We start from the raw sequence: 2,442 nt of genomic DNA, 5'->3' as shown, positions 1-2,442 counted from the left end.
GGCATCGGGGCATTCCTTGAATCATCGCAAAGTCCTTCTCGCAAAAGAACTTTCGCTGATTCGCGCCCCGATGCGCCTCAATACTGTGAGAAATGCGGGCTAATGTTCCCGCGATTTGATTCAACGTAAGCGGCAATAGATATGCAACCCGTATCGCGAGCGGCGGCCCATTTCAGAGCTGATGTCGAGGGGCTTAGGGCGATCGCAGTTCTATCGGTCGTCGCCTTTCACTACGGAGTTCCAGGCTTAACCGGCGGATTTGTTGGCGTAGACGTTTTCTTCGTCATATCCGGTTTCCTGATCACGCAACTTCTGCTTCGAGAGATAGCCGCAACCGGGCAGCTCGATTTTCTTGGCTTCTACGGTCGGAGAGCTAAGAGGCTTTTGCCCGCCGCCCTCATCGTCACGCTGGCGACCTTGATCGTCGGATACTTCGTGCTGGCGCCCTTTGAACAGAAGGAGATGGCCAAGTCGGGCGCAGCTTCTGCGCTGTATGCCGCCAATGTTTGGCTCCTCCACCAGTCCATGAACTATTTCGCCCCCGAAAGTTCGCTCAATCCCTTCCTTCATACCTGGTCACTTTCAGTCGAGGAACAATTTTACTTAGTCTGGCCCGCGTTTCTCCTCATTGTCGGTCGCTTCAGCCAAAAGATCCTCCTGCTAGCCTTACTGATTGTAGTGTTCGGATCGTTCGCTAGCTGCATCCACCTGACCTACGGCAAGCAAGCTTGGGCGTTCTATCTCGCGCCCCCTCGAGCGTGGGAGTTTGGAGCAGGAGCTCTGATTGCAACAAGACCCTTGGAGCGTTGGGCAAAGCAGCCGGGCTCAAGTTCAATCATTGGATGGTTGTCATTTGCGATTCTCATCCTGTCATTCTTTGCTATCGACGGCTTCATGCCGTTCCCGGGAGTAGTTGCCGTTGTTCCAGTGGCAGCTACGGCACTGCTGCTGCTCACGGGGGACAATCCTGCTGGACCGTCCGCTTTGCTCAGGACGCAGCCGTTTCAGTTTTTCGGTGCCCGGTCCTACGCCATTTACCTCTGGCATTGGCCGATTGCAGTTCTCGGTACGGTGCTTGTCGGCAGCACGGCACTCGCTAACTGCCTCTTCTTTGTCATGACAGTCGTTCTCTCCTCGCTCAGCCTCGCCTGGCTCGAATACCCGATCAGAGCTAGTCACTGGCTGGCACAACGATCTGTCCGCTCAATTGTCATGGGCGGCGCCCTTACGCTAACCGCCACAGTTGCCGGCATCCTCTCGTTCACGATTGCACATTACGTTACGGATGCTGCGCAAGCGACCATTGTTGCCTCAACCTCCAAGTATTCACTTTCGAGTGAGAGTGGTTGTCTAGCCGGGTTCACGACACCGAGGCCAATTCGTTGCGTGTTCGGGCCATCGAGCTACACGAAGACAATTGTTCTGTTGGGAGATTCTCATGCCGATCAATGGACGACCGCGCTTGCGACTATTGCGGAACAGAGAGGATGGCGGCTTATCACTTACTTAAGAGCTTCCTGTCCTGTCGCCGATATCCCGGTTTCCAAAGTAGACAGTTTGCGGCTCCGTCGGCTTTCGCCCCAATGCGCAAGCTGGCGCGAGCAGGCAATCGCGATGATAAAAACTCAAGATAGCCCGGATGCGATACTGTTGGCGCAGTTTTCGAGCGGAAACGTCAAGGGACCATTCACCAATCTGGGACCTCACGCAGTGAGCATCGAGACCTGGGAGCGTGGATTATTTGGAGCGCTCAAGGAACTCGAACCGGTCAACGCCAAGCTCATTGTGATCCGCGACAATCCCACTCCTTACCACCCGGTCGGCAATTGTCTTGCTCGGGCGGAATGGCGGCGCTTACCATTTAGCACCTGCAGTCGCAGTCTTTCGCTCACTACAAGCAACGAAGTGTTCGAAGCAGAGCAACGTGCCGTCTCGTCCATCAACAACGCGCGCATGATCGACCTAACATCGTCGATTTGCACAGGCTTGGTATGTCCGGCCATTCGCGACGGCGTCGTTGTCTATAGAGACGCAAACCATCTCACAGTCGATTTCACACTGCTTCTTATGGATCGTCTCGCGGCAGAAATGACAGCCGCCCTCTGACGCTATCAAGACTCTAGCCGGAGCTTAATTTGGGCGGCAATCTTATGTCCCATGCTTCGCTGACTCGCTGGTGCATGAGCAGGGCAACCACGGAACTTGGGGCGCAAAGTCGGCGACGAATTCACCGTCCGCCTGTGCCGATCCCATCACCAATGTATCCGCCCGGTGAGGCTTTCAATTACCCACAAATTCTCCTCCGACCACGACACCTAGCGCTATGTCGGTGAGGCGTGACAGCCGCGCCACATGACGGTATTGCCGGGTGGCGGATCGCTGGCGCGGGCGAGATAACCGCCGAGCCGGGCGACTTTGATCAAATAGTGCGAGAGCGTTTTC

At 55.6% G+C, this 2,442-nt stretch carries 1 protein-coding gene; it reads left to right on the top strand.

The window, feature by feature from the left end; translation table 11 throughout:
• Positions 1 to 141: 141 nt before the first annotated feature.
• Positions 142 to 2,106 carry an acyltransferase family protein gene (locus IVA87_RS04070; RefSeq protein ID WP_247332812.1) on the top strand — a complete coding sequence of 655 codons (1,965 nt, stop codon included), beginning with the start codon at positions 142 to 144 and terminating at the stop codon, positions 2,104 to 2,106.
• Positions 2,107 to 2,442: the final 336 nt, after the last annotated feature.

The organism is Bradyrhizobium sp. 147 (genome assembly GCF_023073935.1).
In the GTDB taxonomy this organism is placed as follows: Bacteria; Pseudomonadota; Alphaproteobacteria; order Rhizobiales; family Xanthobacteraceae; genus Bradyrhizobium.
The sequence above is the reverse complement of the archived record's forward strand: the minus strand, read 5'-3'. Positions and strand labels throughout refer to the sequence as shown.